The organism is Bradyrhizobium ferriligni (genome assembly GCF_056837965.1).
In genome coordinates this window covers 89,670-107,869 of record NZ_JBXEJO010000020.1, presented here as the reverse complement: position 1 = coordinate 107,869, position 18,200 = coordinate 89,670, and the positions used below count along the sequence as shown (strand labels likewise).

Genomic DNA, 18,200 nt, shown 5'->3' with positions numbered 1-18,200 from the left:
AGTCACGCCTTGAGGTAATTCTTCAGGATCGACGCCCCCATCGTGTATTTGGGATCGACCATGTTGCCGAGCCGCATGCGGCCGGCCTGGCTGAGCAGCATGTAGGCGTCGATCTCATCGAAGCCGTAATCGGCGCTCATCCAGCGCACCAGCTCGCGATAGGCGATGCGCGCGGCGTCCTCGAGCGGGCGTGCGCTGCCGATCGTCATGATGAAGTCGCGCGTCTCCAGCCGCGGCCAGGCGAAGCTCCAGTTCTTGATCAGATCGATCTGCAAAGTGACAGTCGCGCGCTGCTCGAGCGCGACGCCCGAGAGCTCGCCGTCGCCCTGCGTGGCGTGGCAGTCGCCGACATAGAGCAGCCCGCCTTCGGCATGCACCGGCAGATAGATAATCGCGCCGGGTGCGACGTCGGGCAGGTCCATATTGCCGCCGTGATAATCGGGCTGCAGCGAGGAGATCGCCTCGATCTCTGGCGAGACGCCGATCGTGCCGATAAACGGCTCATAGGGCAGCGTGATCTTGTCGTTCCAGCGCACGCCGTTGCGGTCGACATGCAGCTTCTTGACGCGTTCCGGCAGCGGTGGATTGAGCAGCGCCGTGGATGCGGTCCCGACCAGACCGCCGAACTCCGGAATGATGCAGGTCGTTCCGGCCGGCTGCGCGCCGCGGGTCTCGACGTCGCGGATATAGACGGCGAGGCAATCGCCCTTCCTGGCGCCCCTGACCGCGATCGGCCCGCATTGCGGGTTCAAATAGGGGAAGTTCAGCTTCGCCGTAGGGCTATCGCTTTCGCTGGTGAGCACGCCGCCGAAGGCGTCTTCGGTTTCGACAACGACGACCCCGCCCGGGTCGATCGACAGGGTCGGCTTGGCATAGGGCCCATAGACGTAATGGAAGCCGCCCTGCTGCTCGATCGTCAGGCTATGGGTCGTGCCGGTCGCGCCCTTGGCAAGGGCACGCTTGGCCATGATGGAACTCTTCAACCAGTCTTCGGTCATGCGAACGGCTCCTCGATTCAGATCGCGGGATGGCGCTTGTGCCAGTCGGTGACGCGCTGGAAGGCATCGCCCGCGCGAACGAGGCTTGCTTCGTCGAAGTGTCGGCCGACGAACTGGAAGGCGACCGGCCCGCCGTTCGGCGCGAAGCCGCCGGGAAGCGTCACGGTCGGGCTTCCGGTCATGTCGAACGGACAGGTGAAGCGCAGCAGCCCGGTAATCAGCGACGGGTCCTCACCCAGCGCTGCCATCTTGGCCAATGTCGGCGCAGCGAATGCCTGGGCCGGAACGGCAATCAGATCGACCGTCTCGAACAACAGCCGCACCGCGCCGCGGAACGCTTCGCGCCGCAGCACGATCTTCTGATAGTTCATGCCGGATTGCGCCCGGCCGAGATCGAGCAGGCCGGCGAGCGCGGGACCATATTCGTCCTTGCGTGCGGGATAGATCTCTTCGTGCGCGACCGCCACTTCGATGCCGCACAAGGGGAACCAGTCCTCAATCACGGCCTTGGGATCGGGGAACGTGATGTCCTTGATCTTCGCGCCCAGATCGGCGGCAACGCGCAGCCCTTCGCTGAGCACCTTGCCGGCGGCATCGTCGGTGCCCTCGCTGGTCCAGCGCCGATCGACCCCGATCGTCACGCCGCGCAAGTCTCCGGACAGGCCGGCGAGATAGTTCGGCACAGGCAGCGGCACGGAGGTGGTGTCGTTGGGATCCTGGCCCGCAATCACGGCGAGGATCGCGCCGCAATCGGCCGCGCTGCGCGCCATCGGCCCGATGTGATCGAGCGTCGCCGCGAGTTCGAAAGCGCCATAACGGCTCACGCGTCCCCAGGTCGGCTTCAGCCCGGTGATGCCGTTGGCGGCCGATGGAAAGCGGATCGAGCCGCCCGTATCGGTGCCAAGCGAACCGAAGCAAAGCCCCGCGGCGGTGGCGACGCCGGAACCGCTCGACGATGCGCCCGACCACAAATCCGCATTCCACGGATTCTTCGGCGGATCGATCTTCGGGTGGTGGTCGGCATAGGCGCCCTCGGTCTGCTGCAGCTTGCCGAGGATAACAGCGCCGGCATCCTTCAGCCGCGCGACGACTGTGGCATCCTCGCTCGGCCGGAAATCCCGGTGGATGGTCATGCCGTGCGCGGCCGGAGCGCCTTTCGCCCAGCACAAATCCTTGACGGCGATCGGCACGCCGTGGAGCGGTCCCTTGATCTTGCCGGACGCGATGTCCTTCTCGGCTGCCGCCGCTTCGGCCAGCGCCGCCTCGCCCATCACATAAGCGTAGCTCTTGAGCTTGCCGTCGAGCTGCTCGATCCGCCCGAGTATCGCCTTGGTCACCTCGACCGGCGAGAGCTTTTTGGCCTGGATTTGCTGCCCGATCTCAATGAGCCCGAGATAGTGAAGATCCGTCGTCGGCATCGTTTCTCATCCCCGCACTTGACATGACGCAAGCGCAGGCACTGCCCATCACCGCGCATGCGCCTCCGGCTTGGCGGCACGGACGTGTCGCCAATTTGTTTAGCGGCAAAAGCAAAAAGCCACCCGCCCCTCCGAAACGAAGGTGACGAATGGCCCAAATGCCGCGGCTATGAACTATCGCATGGGTCCGGGGTCGAACGGAGCACTCTGCGCGGCGATCGGGACGTCATCGGCCAAATCGACGCACGCAAGGTTCGACAGGAAGCCCTGTAGGAGAAAATTCTAAGGAGGTGTGCAGCGCGTTGTCAACGAGGCTGGCTGCACAAATTTCGCGAGGTGCATGCGCAGCAAATCGGCATGACCCCTTGCACCGACCTCTGCCAAGATGATTTCCTTGATGCGTCGCGCCGCCGAAAGTACTCAATGACCAAGCCCTCCATTCCAGTTGGCATCATCTGCTCGCAGCACGGGCCCTATCAGGCCATGGGACGCGAGATCCTGAAGAGCGCCATGATGGCGGTCGACGAAATCAACAATCAGGACGAGTTCGACTTCGCGATATCTGCGCATGTCCGCGATCCCCGCGGAATCATTTCGGAGTACCACACGGTCTGCGACGACCTCATTCGCAACGTCGGCGTCGAGCACATCATCGGCTGCTACACCTCGGCCTCGCGCAAGCAGGTGCTGCCGATCGTCGAGCGTACCGACCGCCTGCTCTGGTATCCGGCGCGCTACGAGGGGTTCGAATGCTCCGACAACGTCATCTATGTCGGCGCCTCACCCAATCACAACGTGCTGCCGCTGGTGCGTTACGTGCTCGATAATCTGTCGCGCGAAATCTTCTGTGTCGGCTCCAACTATGTCTGGACCTGGGAAACCAATCGTGTCACCCGCGAGCTGGTGACGGCGGCCAAAGGACGCATTCTCGCCGAACGCCTGCTCGAACTCGGTGAAAGCGCGGTCACGCACATCGTGGACGAGATCGTGCGGCGCCGGCCGCCGGTCGTCTTCAACACGCTGGTCGGCAGTTCGAGCTACGACTTCATCCGCGCCTTTCATGCGGCGACCGCCGCGGCCGGCCTCGACATCCCGATGCTGAGCTGCAGCCTGTGCGAGCCCGAGCTCAAGATCGCGGGTCCCGCGTCGGCCGGATGCATCACCTCGTCGGCCTATTTCGAAAGCATTCGCCTGCCCGAGAACCGGGCCTTCGTGGCGCGCTGGAAGGCGCGCCACGGCGAACACAGCAGCCCGTCGGTCGACGGGCAATCCGCCTATGTCGCGGTCTATCTGCTGGCCCGCGCGCTGCAGCGCGCCGGCACATCCGATATCGGCGAGGTGCGGCGCGCCGCGGCCGGCCATCGCTACAATTCGCCGCAAGGTCCGGTCTGGATCGACGGCAGCAACAACCACTGCGTCCTGACGCCGCGGCTGGCCGTCTCGAACGCCGAAGGACAATTTGACATCTTCTGGGAAGCTGAAGCGCCGGTCAGACCGGATCCTTATCTGACGCAGCTCGACATCGCCGCCAGCCCGGCAAGGGATGGAACGTTGCCGAATGCGCCGCATTTGCGGGTTGTGAAATGAGCAAACCGTCTTCATTTTCACTGCGCGGGCGCAAGGCGCTCGTCGCCATCAGGGATGAACGCGATGCCTCGATCGTCAGGCGGCAGTTCGAGCGCCTCGGGATCGAGATCGTCACATGGGAGCCCGGCACCAATATCGACTGCCGTCCCGACGTGACGCTGATCGATGACGAGTTCCTGCCGCTCACCTCACCGGCACAGCGGGCGTCGCTTGGACGAAGCCCGGTCATCGCCCTGCTCGGCACCGAGACGCCGAGCCGTCTGAAGCTGGTGCTCGACCTCGATCCGGCGTCATTTCTGGTGAAGCCGCTGCGCTCGGCCGGAATCTATGCCGCGCTCGTCCTGGCTTTCGAGCGCAGCGAGCGCACCAGCGAGCTGAAGCAGCAGGTGCTCAAGCTGGAGCAGCGGCTGCGATCCCGCCGCGTCGTGCTCGCCGCGGTCCTTCAGGTCATGCACACCCATGCGCTGGCCGAGCCGGCTGCCTTTGCGCTGATCCGCCGCGCCGCCATGGAGCAGCGCAAGACGATCGAGGAACTCTCGGCGGAGATCACCGCAAAGGGCTCCTTGCCCCGGGCAACGGGCTAGCTCCTGCGCCTATTTCTTCAGTTCCGCGTAGAGCTGCATCACCCGTTGCGGCAACACCTCGATGCGCGGCACGCGGAGCGCATAGCGCTCGCCGAAAATCCGATCGAGCTGGGGAAATCTGTGCTCGCCGATGCCAAAAGCAAAGATATCGGTGCCGCGCCGCCGCAGCTGCTGGGCGGCACGGCGCGCGTCCTCGACGAGATATTGCGCATCCGGCACGTCGATGTCGGACGGCTCGCCGTCGGTCAGAACCAGCAGCACCTTCCGGAACGCGCGTCGTTCGGCGAGGTAGCCCCCGGCATGGCGCAATGCCGCGCCCAGCCGGGTGGAATGGCTGCTGCCTAGGCCCGCAAGACGCGCACGAACCACGGCGTCCATCGGCTCCGCAAAGCCCTTGATGCGCAGATAGCGCACCCGCTCGCGGCCGTCGGAGCTGAAACCATGCACCGCAATCGCATCATTGGCGGCCTCGACCGCCGCCGCCATGATCGCGGCCGCCTTGCGTTCGACGTCGAGGACCGTCCGGCCGCGGCGGTCACGGTCGGCGGTCGATTGCGACAGGTCCAAGAGCAGCAGGATGGCGAGATCGCGCGGTCCGGGCGCATCGCGCTGGTAGACCCTGGGCTCGCTGATATTGCCGGTGCGCCGCTCGATCGTCAGGGCGATCGCCGCGTCAATGTCGAGCGCGTCGCCGTCGCGCTGGCCCTTGTGTCTGATACGGCGGCCGATCGACGCGTCGCGGGTCAACTCCGTGATCCAGCGCATCGCCTCGGCGTCCGTCGAGGAATCGAAGGGCTGCGCGGAAACGGCGGCATCGGCCTCCAGGATCGTGGTCCAGTCCGGCCGCTCGGTACGCGCCGCATAGTCCCATTCCGGGTAGGTCGCGACTGGAAACCCGTCCAGCAGCGTGACCGCGCTGGCCTTCGCGCGCAACGTCTCGTCCGGCTTGGCGGTGTCGTCGGCCGATTGGCCACCCGCATCGTCGCGCCGCTCGATCCGGAAGGAATCGACGGCAAGTTCGATCGTCTCGACCGGACTGTCCGGCTGGTCGCCGAAATCCCACAGCGCCAGATTGTCGTCGCGATAGGCAGGTTCGACGACGTAGCTCTCGGCGTTGAACTGCAGCCGCATCTGCCCGATGTCGTTACCGAGCAAGCCACCGATCTCGCGGCTGATGGCGGGATCGTTCCAGCGGCCGGCGGCAGCGGCAAACAGCTGTTGTCCCTTGGTCACCCACGCATCCGGATCCTGATAATCGGGATCGATCAGCGCCCGCGCCAGCCGCACCATCAGTCCGGCTGCGGTTGCCTGGCCAGCCGGCGTCGCGCTGTGAAATGGCAACCACAGCCGGCGCAGCCCGGGCATCTCGCGGAGCGCCAGCGTCTCGACCCGGGCATCCTCGATCAGCGAGACCAGCGCGATCTGCAGCGCCTTCAGTCGCCCCACCGGAAAGCGGACGGTGGAATGTACCAGATGCGCGCCGGCATGCGCGACCGCCGCAAGATAGACGGCGTCCGCTGCCTCGCCTTCGAAGCCGGGAAAGGTCTGCGGAAGGCCGACGAGCCCGGCGGCGAGCGAGGTCCGCCGCGGCACCGGCGTCGGTGCAACGGCAAGTTTGCGGAAACGCGGCTTTCTGTTCCACAACGCAATCGTGGTCGCAGCGAGCCGCTTCTCCAGCCGCGCGAAATCATCCCCACTCCGGCCGGCTGCGAACAGCTGCGCCGAAAGCTGATCGTCGAGCGCGAAATAGGCGCGGCGGCGCGATGCGCGACCGCCGCTCGCACGCAAGCCGGCGGAAACCCACGCCGCAAACTCCTCGCCGCCGGCATGCGCCAGAAACTGCCCCAGCCGGCCGATCGCGAGGCTCGCCGATTCCGGCCCGGTGGCGGCGAGTTGGGCGAGCGCGACGAGAACCGCGGTGAGTTCGCCTGCACCCGCAAGCCGCGGCAGGACCTTGGACAATTCGCTCAGCAACGCATGGGCGACGCGGCTTCCGGCACTGCAGCCGATGTCCCGGACCGCACGGCCGATCGCGATCAGATCATCGGCCGATCGCTGCGCCGGCCATTGCTCCGATAGACGCAGAAAGCCCTGCACCACGGCTTGACCGAGATTGGCCTCGAACAGCGCGTGCACGGCCTCGTCCCAGACCGCGAGGTGATCGAACCAACCAGTTCGCTGCAGAGCGGCGCGCGCCGCCTGCACGGCCGCAGCTACATCGTCATGGCCGCGCAAGAGGGCCGCAAGCCGACGTCCGGACCGGAAGCTATCGAGCGAACTGATTTGCGCGACCGCCACCTGCAAACGTCCACTTACCCGCAGGCCGAGATCACGTCGCGCAATGTGTTCCTGGTGTCCACGTCATCGGTCAGGGGCACGACGATCGTGGTCTCGCAGGCCTTTTCGAGGCTGATGCCGCATCCGATCAGGCGGCCGGCATTGACCAGCATCCGGGTCGAGGCGCCTTCATCGAGCCCCTGGCCTTTCAGGTTGCGGCTGTGCTGGGCGATCTTCACCAGGAGATCGGCGAGGTTCGGCTCGATGCCGGCTTCGCGCGACACCACCTCGGTTTCGGCCGGCCGATCGGGATAGCCGAAATCCAGCGCCGCGAAGCGCTGCTTGGTGGATTCCTTGAGGTCCTTGATCGCGCTCTGGTAGCCCGGATTGTAGGATATCACGAGCTGGAAGTCGGAATGGGCGTGGATCAATTCACCACGCTTTTCCAGCGGCAGCACACGACGATCGTCGGTCAAGGGATGGATCACGACCGTCGTGTCCTGGCGCGCCTCGACGATCTCGTCGAGGTAACAGATCGCGCCAAGACGCACGGCGGTGGTGAGCGGCCCGTCACTCCACACCGTCCCCTCTGCGTCGAGCAGCCAGCGCCCCACCAGATCCGCCGCCGTCATGTCCTCGTGGCAGGCTACCGTGATCAGCGGGCGGCCGAGCCGCCACGCCATGTATTCGATGAAGCGGGTCTTGCCGCAGCCGGTGGGGCCTTTCAGCATCACCGGCATGCGGTTGGCATAGGCTGCACCGAACAGTTCGACCTCATCCTTGAGCGGCCGGTAATACGGCTCCTCCCGGATCCGGTACTGGTCGAGCAGCAAAGCGGGATTGGACAAGCTCACGCCTCCCATGATCGCGCAGGCAGCCGTTCGCAACCGGTCGATATCACGATGCGAGCAGCTCCTTGAGCTTGCCGTCGATGAAGGCGACATCGACCGGATTGGTCCCGGGCCCGCCGGCGAAGTGGCCCCAGATCGACGGTACCGGCACGAGCTTGGCGTTCGGCATGTTCTCGACCTCGAACGCGCTGTCTTCCGGCGGGAAATAGAGATCGGTCTGCCCCGGCATGACATAGGCCTTGGCCTTGATCGCTCTCAGCGCGGCCTTGAAGTCGCCATTGTAGATTTCGTTGTCGCTGATGTCGCCGTGCTGCCAGGTCCACAGCATGGTCAGCAGGTTGTTGGGATCCTTCGGCAGGAAGAAGCCTTCCCAGAACGCCACCAGGAAATCCTCCAGCGACGAATAGCCCAGCGTCTTGATGTCGAGCTGCTCGCGATAGAAGGCCTGCGAAAAGCCCCAGCCGGCATAGACACGCGCGGCGGCGCGCAGGCCGCGGGCCGGCTTGTCGGTGTACCAGCCCTCCTTCCACGCAGCATCCGCGGTGAGTGCCGCCTTGACGCCTTCGAGGAACACGAAGTTGTGGCGCGAGCATTTGGCCGAGCCGCAGAACGGCGCCAACAAATCCATCATATCCGGATAGAGCGCGCCCCAATGGAACGCCTGCAGCGCGCCCATCGACCAGCCGACCACCAGACGGATGTGCTTGATGCCGAATTTCTCGGTCACCAGCCGGTGCTGGGCGCGCACATTGTCATAGGCCGTCACCTGCGGGAAGCGCGGTCCGTTATACGGTTCCGGCGTGTTGCTCGGCGACGACGACAGCCCGTTGCCGAGCATGTTCGGGATGATGATGAAGTACTTTGCCGGATCGAGCGCCCTGCCCGGCCCGATCAGCCATTCATTGTCGTAGTGCTGGCCGGAGTACCAGGTCGGATAGACGATGACGTTGTCCTTGGCCGCGTTGAGCTGGCCATAGGTCTTGTAGGCGAGCTTGCAGTCGCGAATGGTCGCGCCGCGCTGCAAGGTCAAATTGCCGAGATCATGGATCTGATAGTCGACGCTCATTGATGCACCCTTCTTGCTTGATCGAGCTGATCGCTTACGCGGGACGCGCCACCTTTTCGGTCGGAGACTCCACCCGTGCGATCGCCCCGTACACGATGCCTGCGACCACCGCGGCGGAGATCGCAGTGGACAGTCCCGGCATCAGGTTTTCAACCGCAAAGGCAAACAGCGACCCGATGCCCCAGGCGATGAACGGCTTCGCACGCCAGTCCACGTCCGCCCGCGCCTCGGCCCGCAGCAGGTACTGGTCGACCAGGATGATCGCACCGATCGGCGGCACCAGGATGCCGAGCAGTGACAGCCACTGGATGAAGAACGCCCAGACATTGCCGGCAGCGACCAGGATGCCGAGCGCGCCGAGCACCACCGCCATCAGCCGCATATTGGTCCCGAGGATGCGCGACCAGCCAGTGGCCGCATTGTACAGGCAGTGCGAGCAGACCGAGCCGAGATTGGCATAGAGGAAGACGAACGCGAGGATGCTGAGCCAGGTCAGCTGCTTGCCGTTCATGTAGCCGAACATGTTGTCGACACCGAACGGATTTGCGTTCGGCACGGCGAGCGCCGCCGTCATCACGCCGCCGACCAGCATGGCCACCAGATTGGCGAATGGAAAGGCGCTGAACGTGGCGAACAGCGACGCCCGCGCGCTCGGCGCCCAGCGGTTGAAGTCCGCTGTCACTGTGCCCGCATCGATGAACAGCGCGAGCACCACGGTAAGCCCGACGCCCATCGACATGCTGGCGACGCCATTGTTGCCGGCATAGGCGAAGATCGCCGCCGACGTCGTGGTCGAGGCGGCATCAGCCGCGACCCAGAGGCCGAGCACGACAAACAGCGGCACCGACGCCAGCCCGATCCAGTGCAATCCCTTCACGCCGACGAAGGTAATTCCGATATAGAGCACGCCGGCGACGATGGTCATCGCCACATAATTGAGGCCGTAGGTCGAGGAGATCAGTGCGCCGGTGATGCCGGTCTGCACCGCATACCAGCCGAGCAACAGGGTCGACAGCAGGCCCGATGCCAGCACGTAGCCCTTCTTTCCGAACACGATGCTGGCGATCAGCGCGAAGTTCATGCCTTGCCTGGTGCCGATCAGGCCGAGTGCGCCGACATAGGCGAACATGATCAGATTGCCGACGATCATCGCCACCAGCGCATTCTTGAACCCCATGCCCAGCACCAGCAGCGATCCGGTCATCGCGCCGGTGATGATCATCGGAAAGCCCAGCCACACCATCGTGACCGAGAAGGCGCTGCGCCGGGCGCTCATCGGCACCGGCTCGTGCTCGAATTCATGGCCGAGAAGGTCGTCGATCTGCCCTTCGGTCTGATGAACCAGCCCGCTATTCGATTGACCGCTCATGATGTCCCCCTTGTTTCCTCCGCGAGGAAGTGTCCGCCGTTGCATCGAACCACGCCGGCGCGAAACGTCGCGCCGGCGCCGATCGTCGATGTCACTCAACGATGTGCGACTTTCTGGTTCGGAATGCCCTCGATCGGGCATTCGTCGGTTCCGACGGTCGGACGGGTCATGGCCTCGACCATTTCCCGGGTGCCCTCGGGGTCGGTGATCCAGTTCTTGTAGAAGGTGTAGGGGCAGACCGCGTGACCGCGATCGCCGTCGCCGGAGTTGATCAGGCCGGTATAGCCGCGGTGCATCAGCTTGAAGAGATGATTCTGCGACTGCATGTTGCGGCGGGCGTCGCGGATCAACGATACCGAGAGCTGCGCGTACTGGATGCCGTTCTCCTCGGTGCCGCACTCGCCGAGCGTCCTTCCGTCGAAGCCGATGAGCGCGGAATGGCCGAAGTAGGAATAGACGCCGTCGAAGCCGGAGGCGTTGGCGACCGCGACGTAGCAGTTGTTGGCCCAGGCCATCGACTTCGAGATCTGGATCTGCTGCTCCTTGGCCGGATACATGTAGCCCTGGCAGCGCACGATCAGTTCGGCGCCGCGCATCGCGCAGTCACGCCAGATCTCCGGATAGTTGCCGTCGTCGCAGATGATCAGGCTGATCTTCAGCCCCTTCGGCCCGTCCGAGACATAGGTGCAATCGCCGGGATACCAGCCCTCGATCGGCACCCACGGCATGATCTTGCGATACTTCTGGACGATCTCGCCCTTGTCGTTCATCAGGATCAGCGTGTTGTACGGCGCCTTGTTGGGATGCTCCTCGTGGCGCTCGCCGGTCAGCGAGAACACACCCCAGACCTTGGCCTTGCGGCAGGCGTCGGCGAAGATGCGGGTTTCCTCGCCCGGTACCGACGACGCGGTCTCGTACATCTCCTTGGAGTCGTACATGATGCCGTGGGTCGAGTATTCCGGGAAGATCACGAGATCCATGCCCGGCAGGCCAAGCTTCATGCCCTCGACCATCTTGGCGATGTTGCGCGCGTTATCCAGCACCTCGGCCTTGGTGTGCAGGCGCGGCATCTTGTAATTCACCACGGCAACGCCGACCGTGTCCTTGCTGCTCGATATGTCTCCATGCAACATGTCTCGACTCCCTTTCCTGAGCGATAATTCCCGCTACACGGCCATGTGCAGCTGGATGAGATCATCGGTGAGCTCACCGATCGCGCCCTTGGCGACGACGCGTCCCTTTTCGAGCAACGCGAAGCGATGAGACGCACGCCGCGCGAACGCGACATTCTGTTCGACCAGCACGACCGTGATGCCGCGCTCGCGATTGAGGTTGACGATCACGTCCTCGATCTGCTCGACGATGTTCGGCTGGATACCCTCGGTCGGCTCGTCCAGCAGGATGACCTTGGGCTTGGCCAGCAGCGCACGCGCGATCGCAAGCTGCTGCTGCTGGCCGCCGGAGAGATTGCCGCCATAGCGATTGAGAAAGTCCTTGAGGACCGGAAACAGCTCGAGCACCCACTCCTCGATGCCGTTGGCCGATTTCGCGGCGAAGGTCCCGAGCGTCAGGTTTTCCCGCACAGTGAACTTCGGCAAGATCCCGCGGCCCTGCGGCACGTAGGCGATACCGGCCTTGGCGCGCTGGTAGGTCCGCAGCGGCGAGATGTCGGCGCCGTCGAGCGACAGCCGTCCGGTACACCGGTCCATCAGGCCGAGGATGCTGCGCATCAGCGTGGTCTTGCCGACGCCGTTGCGGCCGAGCACCGAGAGGAATTCGCCATTGCCAACCGTCAGGTTGATGCCCTGCAGGGCGCGGCTGTTGCCGTAGAAGGCGTCGACGTCGGACAGCTCAAGCATGGCTGATGCCTCCCGATCCGAGATAGGCGCGGCGCACTTCCGGATGTGCCTCGACTTCCGCCGCGGTGCCCTCCGCCAGCATCTGGCCCATATGCATCACCGAGATGATGTCGCCGATCGCCTTGACGAAGCCCATGTCGTGCTCGACCACGATCAGCGTGTGCTTGCCCTTCAGCCGCGCGAACAGCTCGGCGGTCTTGCGGGTTTCCTGCGCCGTCATGCCCGCGGTGGGCTCGTCCATCAGGATCAGCTCGGCGTCCTGGGCGACCAGCATGCCGATCTCCAGCCACTGGGTCTGACCGTGCGACAGATAGGCGGCCGGCCGGTCGAGCTGCTCGGTGAGCCCGACCAGTTCGGCCAGACGCTCGACATGCTCGCGCCCTGAGTTGCCGATATTCCAGCGCAAATTGCCAAGCACGGAGGTGCGGCGGGCTCGCGCCACTTCAAGGTTCTCGGAGACCGAGAGCTCGCGGAATACGCTCGGCACCTGGAACTTGCGGCCAACGCCGGCGCGGGCGATTTCGTATTCCTCGAGATCCTGCAGCGCGGTGCCATCGAAGCTCACCGTGCCGGCGCTCGGCTTCACCTTGCCGCAGATGATGTCCAGCGCCGTGGTCTTGCCTGCGCCGTTCGGCCCGATCAGGCAGCGCAGCTCGCCCTTGCGCACGCTCATGTTGAGAGCATTGAGCGCCTTGAAACCGTTGAAGCTGACCGAGACGTCGCGGAGATCGAGATGGGAGCTCATGTGCTGCCCTCCGTCTGGCCGACGCCTTGCGCCACCCCCGCCCGTGGCCGCATGGCGGCGCTGCACGATCCAGCGCAGCACGACCTGCGCGAGGCCGGCGAGCCCCTTCGGCAGGAACAGCACCACGAGCACGAACAGCGCGCCCATCACCAGCGTCCAGGTTTCCAGGAACGCTGCGGACTCCGACAGTGCGCCCTGCATGCCCGCCACCAGCACCGCGCCAAGGAACGCACCGACCAGGCTCTGCCGGCCGCCGACCGCGCACCACACCACCACCGAAAGCGAGAGCTGCACGCCGAGGAAGGTCGGCGAGGCAAACTCCATCACCACCGTGTAGAGCATGCCGGCAAGGCCCGCGATCGCGGCCGACAGCGCGAACACGAAGATCTGGTAGAGCGCGACGTCGTAGCCGAAGTAGCGCACCCTGCTCTCATGGTCTCGGATCGCCTGCACGATCAGGCCGGCCTTGGTTCTTGTGAAAGCAAAGGCGACAAGCAGGCTGAGCAGGACACAGCTGGCGACGAGATAGTAGGTTGCGCGGCCATAGGCATCGAACGCGACGCCGAAGATCTCGAGCTGAGCGAGATCGGTGATGCCGTTGAAGCCGCCCGTGTAGCTCTGCTGGTCGATGATCACGAGATTGATCACCACCATGGTGGCGAGCGTGATGATCGAGACATAGACGCCGGTGACGCGGCCCCGGAACATGAACCAGCCGAGCGCCGCCGCGACCAGCGCCGGCACGATCAGGCCCGCGGCGATCGCGAAGGTCAGCGAGCGGAACGGCTCCCAGAACCACGGCAAATGCTGGACATTGTTCCAGACCATGAAGTCCGGCAGTCCGCTAGCTCCCGTATGCACCGGCACGGTCTTGAGCTTGAGCGCCATTGCCATGGCGTAGGAGCCGAGCCCGAAGCTCATCGCCTGGCCGAGATTCAGGATGCCGCCGAATCCCCAGGACAGCCCGAGCGATACAGTGAGGATCCCCAGCACCAGATAACGCGCGACCTTGTTGAGCAGGAAGTCGTTGTTGAGCAGCACCGGCAGCGCGAACACCGCGGCGCAGACGATCAGCAGAGGCGCAAGCTGCGCAATCAGGCGCTGCAATCCGCTGGAGTTAGGAACATGCGACGGCATAGATGAGCGATCTGTCTCAGGCCCGCACGCGTGCGGTGAAAAGCCCCTCGGGGCGGAAACGGATGAGCACGACGATGGCGAGCAGCACGATCGCCTTGGCCACCGTGTCGTTCTGCAGGAACGCAATGCCGCCGGAGAGCTCGCCGAGGATGAAGGCGCTCGCCACGGTCCCGGCGAGGCTCTGCACGCCGCCGAGCACGACCACCATGAAAGCATCCACCACATAGCCGGTGCCCATATCGGGCGAGACGCTCTTCAGCGGCGACACCAGCGCGCCGGCCAGTCCCGCCAGTCCCGCGCCATAGGCGAAAGTCAGCGCATAGACCCGTTTGGCGTTGATGCCGAACGAGGCGGCGACCGAACGGTCCTGGATGATCGCGCGCAGCTTCATTCCGACTGTGGTGCGGTTCATCAGCAACCAGGTCGCGACGAACAGTGCGATCGACACCACGAACAGGAACACCCGATAGGACGATACCGAAATGCCGAACAGGTCCATGCTGGCGGACAGCGCCGGCGGCAGCTGCACGTAGCGCAGTTCGCTGCCGACCATCAGCCGTACCGCCTGCTGCAGCATGATGCCGACGCCCCAGGTCGCAAGAATCGTGTCCAGCGGCCGGTTGTTGAGCAGGCTCAGGACATAACGCTCGATGACCCAGCCGAACGCGGCGACCACGAGGAAGATCGGCACCAGGCTCGCCAGCAGGCCGAGGCCGAGATAGGTGTGGAACACCCAGGCCGCGTAGGCGCCCAGCATCACGAACTCGCCATGGGCGAGATTGATGATGCCCATCGAGCCGTAAATGATCGACAGGCCCAGCGCGACCAGCAGCAGGATCGATCCAATACTGAGGCCGGTGACGATTTGTTCGATGAATTGGTCCACGTCGGGATCCGCTTTCGATGTTCGTTTTGTGCGCCCTGCCCCTCGCACCCGTTCGTACGAAAGGCCGCATTCGTTTCGGGACGCTGGCCGTCGGCGCCGCACGCCGACGGCCTTCGTCAGCCCCCGTCGTCAGCTCTTCTCGACCAGGCCCTTCTCGGTGCACGACTGCCCGGGATAGGCCGCGTAAGGCACCGGCTTCAGCCACTCCTTGGCCTCGACAAGAATCTCGAACTGTCCGTTCGACTTCGCCTGCGCGATCTTGGGCCACAGCCAGGTGTGCAGGTTCTCCGGCTCGATCCGGACCTTGCCCTGCGGTGCAATCACTTCCTGACCCTTGACCGCGTCGCGGATATTCGGCGGCGTGAGGTCGCTGGTCGCGAGCTTCTCGACCGCCTGCTTGAACAGGTAGGTCTGGAAGTAGCAGGCCTCCGACACGAAATGCGTCACCTTGTCGGCGCCCCAACGCTTCTTGTAGGCCTCAACGAACTTCTCGTTCTCCGGCGATTTGTGCACCATGAAGTAAGGCGCCGAGGTGAAATGACCGGCAGCCGCCTCGCCGCCCATCGCAGCGACTTCGTTCTCGGAGGTCGTCAGGCTCGCCATCGGCATCTTCTCGGGATCGAGGCCGGCCGCCTTGTACTGACGATGCAGCGCGACCACGGAATCGCCGACCACGGTGGAGAAGATCACGTTTGGTTGCGTCGAGCGGATCTTGTTGATGACGGAAGAGAATTCGGAATGGCCGAGCGGCACATATTCTTCCGCCACGACCTCGCCGCCGAGTTTCTCAAGCAGCTTCTTGCAGTAGTTGTTCTCTTCCTTCGGATAGATGTAGTTGGAGCCGATCAGGTAGAACTTCTTGCCGAACTTCTTGACCAGCCAGGGCACGAACTCGTCCTGCTGCTGGTTCGGCACCGCGCCGGTGTAGATGACGTTCTTCGAGCACTCGCGGCCTTCATAGAGCGTCGGATACCAATAGAGATTGTTCTGCCGCTCGAACACCGGGAGCACCGCCTTGCGGCTCGCCGAGGTGTAGGAGCCGAACACACTGACGCATTTGTCGCCGACGACGAGCTTACGAGCCTTCTCCGAGAAGGTCGCCGGATCGGACGCGGGGTCCTCGACGATCGGCACGATCTTGCTGCCCTTGATGCCGCCTGCGGCATTGATCTCCTCGATGGCGAGCAGCGTCGCCTTGTTGAGCGATTCCTCGATGATCGCGGTCGTTCCCGTCAGCGAGAACAGCACGCCGACCTTGATCTCGCCGCCGGCGGCGTAAGCGAGGTCGGCGTTCTTGATCCAGATGTGCGGCAGTCCGGCGCCGGCAAATGCGCCAAGCGCCGCGGTATTCCTCAGCAAAGTCCGCCGTGAAATGCTCATCCCTAGCTCCCTTCAGGACTGAAAAAACAAAAAGCCCTCCCGATGCGCGCTTACGCGAGCATTGGGAGGGCTTTGTTGCCGGTTGTGTCGAAGGCGGCGCTGTCGCCGCCGGCCCCGCTATTGGGGCTTACTGTTGATGATCGTAGCCAAGCAGTTCGAACGAGTCAACAATCGCCGCGGCGACTGCACTTGCCGACACGCGACGATCCATCGCTTGTCGTCTGATGAAGCCATAGGCTTCGGTTTCCGGCATCTGCCGCGTCGCCATCAAGATCGCCTTGGCGCGCTCCACCGTGCGCATCGAGCGCAGATTGTCGTCGAGCTTCTCGATCTTGCTGCGAAGCCGCCGTTCATAACCAAATTGACTGCGCGCCAGCACCAGGCTGGACAGCACTGCATTCTGCGTGAACGGCCGCGGCAGAACGGCGTTCGGCGTCGCATGACACAGCGCATCGGCGTGAACGGTTTCTGTCGCCGGCAGGATCACGACCAGCGCCGAGCGCGCATCGCCGGGAATCCACGGCAGGCGCCGCGCCAGGTCAGGAGAATATTCGCAGTACACTACGTCGGCATCGGCCGGCACGCTCTCCGGCATCGGCCAGACCTGCCGCACCCGCATCCGGAACCGCTGCAACTCGCGCAGCAACATGCCGACCTGATCGTCGACCGGCGCGACCACCACCGCCGACAGATCGGCAAGTTCCTGAACCATGGTCTTGCGTCCGCCGACGTCTCGGCTCAGCGACGGCTTACGCGACATTTCGTTCATTGGACGCTTCCTGTTTGCGTTGCACGACCATATCCGATCAGGAACGGATCCGCATGCACCGGCTCCTTCGACTGGCTGACGACATCGAACTGCCCCTGGCGGTTGGCGCGCCCGATGCGGGTCCAGAGGTCGGTATGACCCGACATCGGATTGACGGTGACCGCACCTTGCGGTGCATCAAAGCTGGTGCCGAACACCATCGAGCGGAGCACTTCGGTGTCGAGCGAATTGACCTGCTCAAGCGCTTTGGCAAACAGATGCAGCTGGAAGTACGACGCCTCGGCGCACATGTTGGTCGAGATATCGGCGCCGAACCGCTTCTTGAAGCGCTGCACAAACGCATTGTTGGCGCTGCCCTCGACGCCCTGGAAGTACGATGCCGCCGTGACGTGTCCCTCGCCGACGTCGAAGCCCATGGCGGCGATTTCGGCTTCCGTCGTGGTCAGGCTGGCGATCGGCACCTGCTTTGGATCGAGCCCGACATTCGCATAGGCCTGATAGAGGAACACCGTGCCCTCGCCGACGACGGTCGAGAAGATCACGTCGGGCCTGACACGCTTGATATCCTGGATGATCGGCACAAAATCCTGCCAGCGCGCATAGACATTGACATAGCGCTCGCCGACGACCGAGCCGCCATTGCTCTTGAGCAGCTCCCGCATCACCCGGTTGGACTCGCGCGGATAGATATAGTCCGACCCCACGAAATAGAACCGTGTTCCGAACGTATCCATCAAATAGCGGCACAGCGCGAGGCTGTTCTGGTTGGGCGAGGCGCCGGTGTAGATGACGTTGGGCGACGCCTCGAACCCTTCGTAAAGCGTCGGATACCAGAGCAGACCGTTCAGCCTTTCGACCACCGGCAGCACCGCCTTGCGGCTCGACGAGGTGTAGCAGCCGAAGATCGTGCTGACCTGATCCTCGATCATCAGCCGCTTGGCGTAATGGCCATAGGCAGCCGAGTCCGATCCGGGGTCATAGGCAACGGGAACCAGCTCGCGGCCGCAGACGCCGCCCGCTTCATTCACCTCTTCGATCGCGAGTTGCGTGCCCTGATACTGGGTCTCCTCGATGACCGACATGAAGCCGGTTCGCGAGAACAGCACTCCTATCCGCCACGGAGCGGATGTCGTCTGGGTAAGGTTCGACATGATCAGGCCCTCGACAGAATTGGAGGGACGAGAGGGATTATTGTTCTTGTTGCTCTCGAACAGCATTGCCGGCTGCGGAAGATTGCATGCCATCTGCCGCGAGACAAGGACCCCGGCCGCTCA

Annotated in this window: 15 protein-coding genes; 2 read left to right on the top strand and 13 right to left on the bottom strand. The window is 64.1% G+C overall.

What is annotated here, in order from left to right; all coding sequences use genetic code 11:
- Positions 1–2: 2 nt before the first annotated feature.
- Together AC1VNY_RS14400 and AC1VNY_RS14395 are read right to left on the bottom strand one after the other, a co-directional pair.
- Entirely contained in the window at positions 3–998 is a 996-nt protein-coding gene (locus AC1VNY_RS14400) for an acetamidase/formamidase family protein (RefSeq protein WP_482405622.1), read from the bottom strand.
- A 17-nt stretch (positions 999–1,015) separates the two neighbouring features.
- On the bottom strand, positions 1,016–2,416 hold the full coding sequence (locus AC1VNY_RS14395) for an amidase (protein ID WP_482405621.1): 1,401 nt from the start codon (positions 2,414–2,416) through the stop codon (positions 1,016–1,018).
- A gap of 423 nt (positions 2,417–2,839) precedes the next feature.
- Between AC1VNY_RS14395 and AC1VNY_RS14390 the strand changes: the two genes are divergently transcribed.
- Positions 2,840–4,003, top strand: coding sequence for a transporter substrate-binding domain-containing protein (locus tag AC1VNY_RS14390; protein WP_028345130.1), 1,164 nt, complete (start codon positions 2,840–2,842; stop codon positions 4,001–4,003).
- Positions 4,000–4,587, top strand: a complete 588-nt coding sequence (locus tag AC1VNY_RS14385) for an ANTAR domain-containing response regulator (protein WP_482405620.1) — start codon at positions 4,000–4,002, stop codon at positions 4,585–4,587. The genes AC1VNY_RS14390 and AC1VNY_RS14385 overlap by 4 nt, the downstream gene beginning before the upstream one ends.
- A gap of 9 nt (positions 4,588–4,596) precedes the next feature.
- On the opposite strand, the gene AC1VNY_RS14380 is transcribed toward AC1VNY_RS14385, so the two are convergent.
- The 11 genes from AC1VNY_RS14380 to AC1VNY_RS14330 all read right to left on the bottom strand — a co-directional run bounded on the left by AC1VNY_RS14380 (position 4,597) and on the right by AC1VNY_RS14330 (position 18,077).
- Positions 4,597–6,885, bottom strand: a complete 2,289-nt coding sequence (locus AC1VNY_RS14380) for a nitric oxide reductase activation protein NorD (RefSeq protein WP_482405619.1) — start codon at positions 6,883–6,885, stop codon at positions 4,597–4,599.
- A 14-nt stretch (positions 6,886–6,899) separates the two neighbouring features.
- Positions 6,900–7,727 carry an AAA family ATPase gene (locus AC1VNY_RS14375; RefSeq protein ID WP_482405618.1) on the bottom strand — a complete coding sequence of 276 codons (828 nt, stop codon included), beginning with the start codon at positions 7,725–7,727 and terminating at the stop codon, positions 6,900–6,902.
- 34 nt (positions 7,728–7,761) lie between these two features.
- The gene (locus tag AC1VNY_RS14370) at positions 7,762–8,781 is read right to left on the bottom strand and encodes an alpha/beta fold hydrolase (RefSeq protein WP_482405617.1); all 1,020 of its coding nucleotides are present in this window, start codon (positions 8,779–8,781) and stop codon (positions 7,762–7,764) included.
- Between the two features lie 34 nt (positions 8,782–8,815).
- Positions 8,816–10,150 (bottom strand): purine-cytosine permease family protein, encoded by a 1,335-nt coding sequence (locus tag AC1VNY_RS14365; protein ID WP_482405616.1) that lies wholly within the window; start codon positions 10,148–10,150, stop codon positions 8,816–8,818.
- A gap of 95 nt (positions 10,151–10,245) precedes the next feature.
- Positions 10,246–11,283: an aliphatic amidase gene (locus AC1VNY_RS14360; protein WP_028331418.1), complete on the bottom strand. Its 1,038-nt coding sequence runs from the start codon at positions 11,281–11,283 to the stop codon at positions 10,246–10,248.
- Positions 11,284–11,316: 33 nt separating this feature from the next.
- Positions 11,317–12,009 carry an urea ABC transporter ATP-binding subunit UrtE gene (gene urtE / locus AC1VNY_RS14355; RefSeq protein WP_482405615.1) on the bottom strand — a complete coding sequence of 231 codons (693 nt, stop codon included), beginning with the start codon at positions 12,007–12,009 and terminating at the stop codon, positions 11,317–11,319.
- Positions 12,002–13,891 (bottom strand): urea ABC transporter permease subunit UrtC, encoded by a 1,890-nt coding sequence (urtC, locus tag AC1VNY_RS14350; RefSeq protein ID WP_482405614.1) that lies wholly within the window; start codon positions 13,889–13,891, stop codon positions 12,002–12,004. The genes urtE and urtC overlap by 8 nt, the downstream gene beginning before the upstream one ends.
- A 16-nt stretch (positions 13,892–13,907) precedes the next feature.
- Complete coding sequence (gene urtB / locus AC1VNY_RS14345; protein WP_482405613.1) at positions 13,908–14,777, bottom strand: urea ABC transporter permease subunit UrtB; 870 nt, start codon at positions 14,775–14,777, stop codon at positions 13,908–13,910.
- A gap of 129 nt (positions 14,778–14,906) precedes the next feature.
- Complete coding sequence (locus AC1VNY_RS14340; protein WP_057015919.1) at positions 14,907–16,157, bottom strand: transporter substrate-binding domain-containing protein; 1,251 nt, start codon at positions 16,155–16,157, stop codon at positions 14,907–14,909.
- 127 nt (positions 16,158–16,284) lie between these two features.
- Entirely contained in the window at positions 16,285–16,926 is a 642-nt protein-coding gene (locus AC1VNY_RS14335) for an ANTAR domain-containing response regulator (RefSeq protein ID WP_016845707.1), read from the bottom strand.
- Complete coding sequence (locus AC1VNY_RS14330) at positions 16,923–18,077, bottom strand: transporter substrate-binding domain-containing protein (RefSeq protein ID WP_028331424.1); 1,155 nt, start codon at positions 18,075–18,077, stop codon at positions 16,923–16,925. The genes AC1VNY_RS14335 and AC1VNY_RS14330 overlap by 4 nt, the downstream gene beginning before the upstream one ends.
- Positions 18,078–18,200: the final 123 nt, after the last annotated feature.